The sequence below is a fragment of the Actinoplanes sp. NPDC051633 genome (assembly GCF_040681735.1).
In the GTDB taxonomy this organism is placed as follows: Bacteria; Actinomycetota; Actinomycetes; order Mycobacteriales; family Micromonosporaceae; genus Actinoplanes.
In genome coordinates, this window is the sequence record NZ_JBFAZH010001236.1 from 1 (window position 1) to 2202 (window position 2202).

A 2202-nucleotide genomic window follows, 5' to 3' on the forward strand; every position below is an offset into this window, starting at 1 on the left:
GCCGCCGTTCGCAGAGTGTGGATCAGAGCGGGCGGATGTTCTCCGCCTGCGGGCCCTTCTGGCCCTGGGTGATGTCGAACTCCACCTTCTGGTTCTCGTCGAGGCTGCGGAAGCCGCTCGCCGAGATCGCGGAGAAGTGGGCGAACACGTCCGCCCCGCCGTCGTCCGGGCTGATGAAGCCGAAGCCCTTGTCGGCGTTGAACCACTTCACGGTACCTGTAGTCATGTCTGCTCCTCGCAGGCTGTTAGAGACCGCACTGTGCGGACCCTTACGCCGCCGCGTTGATCACCCGCGTCGAAACGACACGAACAACGAAAAGGCGCCCGGACGGGTTTCAGATACCCCATCAGGCGCCGGAAAACGTCTACGGAAATCAAAACTGCAACCCGGCAACCGTAGCACATGACCGGTCGCCGACCCCATGGCGGTCCTCGTCTGCTGCCAGGTCGCGTGGTCGGCACGGGGACGATCACGTCGTAACGTTGCGGTAGGTCAATACCCTCAGTCGCGTGGGCGGACCCATCTCGCTGGTCCTGGCTGAGGTTGCTTTGGTGGCCTGGGCGCTGTCCTATGGGGTCGTCATGGTGGCGACGCGCCCGCGGCGACGGGTGGCTTCCGGTGACGAAGGCGGCTCCGTACGGACGTTACCGGCACCGGCGCTTGCCGCGCTGCTCGCCCGGGCGGATGGCAGGGTGCCTCCGGCGGCGCCGGTGGCCACGCTGTTGGATCTGGTGGCTCGCCGGATGGTGATCGTGTCCGGCGACGCTCACGGGCAGCAGTGGTACAGCGCGTCCGGGCCGGCCCCGGCCGACGCGGACGGGGAACCGGTGTTGCTGTCGTTCGAGCGCCATGTGCTCGACCATGTCGCGAGGCGGGCACAGTTGGGCGGCGGGGCGGTACCGCTTGCCGGCCTGCGGTTGGAGTCCGGCGAACATGCCAAACGGTGGTACGCCGAGTTCAACAGGCAGGTGATTGCCGAGGCCCGGCGGTTGAACCTGGTCGCCGACCGCGGCCCCTGGCCGCTGCGAGTCCTGCTGCGCCTGGGCCTGCTCGTGCCCGCCGTTCTCGCGGCCGTGGTTGCTCTTCGCGAGGACGGTGGATGGACGTTGGTGATGTACATCTTCTTCGGCTACGCCGCAGCCACGCTCCCGGTACGGCTGCTGAATCGCGTGGTGCCCAGAGGGGCCGGGATCGCCGTCGCAGCCAGGTGTCGCTCGATGCGCGCCGAGCTTTTGCGGTATCCGCTCGGCGACAACGCGCCGCCCGGGGACCGCCGGCCGGCATACGCGATGGCTTTCGGCCTCACTTCCCCGCAGCGCGGCGCCACTGCCTTCAAGCCTGGTGGTGACCTGGTCTGGTCACCGTGGACCGGCCGCTGGGTTCGGGTCGTCTCGAGATGGTCGCTGAGCTTCGGCGCATCGCCGATGGTGGCATTGATCGGATTCGTGCCGGCAGTGCTGTTCTTCGGCATCTGGGGCGTGTTGCTCGGCGGCCTGACGCAACAACTCGGCCGAAGTCAGGTGGCCCGGATGTGGCCGGCCGCGTTGCTCGTTCTCGGCTGGGCGGTGTGGGTCTGCGGCACCGTCCTGTTCGCCCGATGGTTCTACCGATCGGTGTACGACCTGCTGGTCCCGCCGGTGACCATCATCGGGCAGGTCGTGTTCCTGGAGTCCCTGGTCAGCAGCAACTCCGAGAATCCGGACAACTACTACGTCGCCGTCGACGACGGGACGACCGATCGCATCACCCGGTACGAGATCAGCCGTGGCCTGCACGATCGGCTGCGCTACGGAAGTTGGCTGAGCCTGCAGGTGCGGCCGAAGCTCCGATCGCTCGTCCACGCAGAAGTTCTGCCCACGCCCGAAGCTTCCCCGGGCCAGTCCGGTCGCCGCCCGGCCTCCGGACAGTGACCCGCCCACCGAAAGCAGGAGGAGAACCGATGCGGCGCAGTGCAGTAACAACCGCCTGGCGCGCCCCGACGAGGAGGCCTGCGATCGGCATGGCTGCGATCGGTACGGCTGCAGTCTGTCTGGCCGTGATGAGCCTGACGGGATGCGGAGGCAGCGGAGAGGCCGACAGCCCGTCCACCACACCGGTCGGCGCGCCCACGGCCTCGGCCACCGGATCGGCCGCGGCGCGCCCACAGAAGGGCAATGCCGGTGGCGCATACTGCGACGTGTTCCGCGACCAGGGAGCCAAAC

2 protein-coding genes and 1 pseudogene are annotated in these 2202 nt (G+C 68.1%); 2 read left to right on the forward strand and 1 reads right to left on the reverse strand.

All coding sequences use genetic code 11. The features are described 5' to 3' along the window. Positions 1 to 22: 22 nt before the first annotated feature. Positions 23 to 226 (reverse strand): cold-shock protein, encoded by a 204-nt coding sequence (locus AB0M20_RS39445; protein WP_013283833.1) that lies wholly within the window; start codon positions 224 to 226, stop codon positions 23 to 25. Between the two features lie 284 nt (positions 227 to 510). On the opposite strand from AB0M20_RS39445, the gene AB0M20_RS39450 reads away from it, so the two are divergent. Together AB0M20_RS39450 and AB0M20_RS39455 are read left to right on the forward strand one after the other, a co-directional pair. Further along, positions 511 to 1911, forward strand: a complete 1401-nt coding sequence (locus AB0M20_RS39450) for a hypothetical protein (RefSeq protein ID WP_364306163.1) — start codon at positions 511 to 513, stop codon at positions 1909 to 1911. Positions 1912 to 2000: 89 nt separating this feature from the next. Next, positions 2001 to 2202: pseudogene (locus AB0M20_RS39455) on the forward strand (hypothetical protein); the annotation flags it as partial.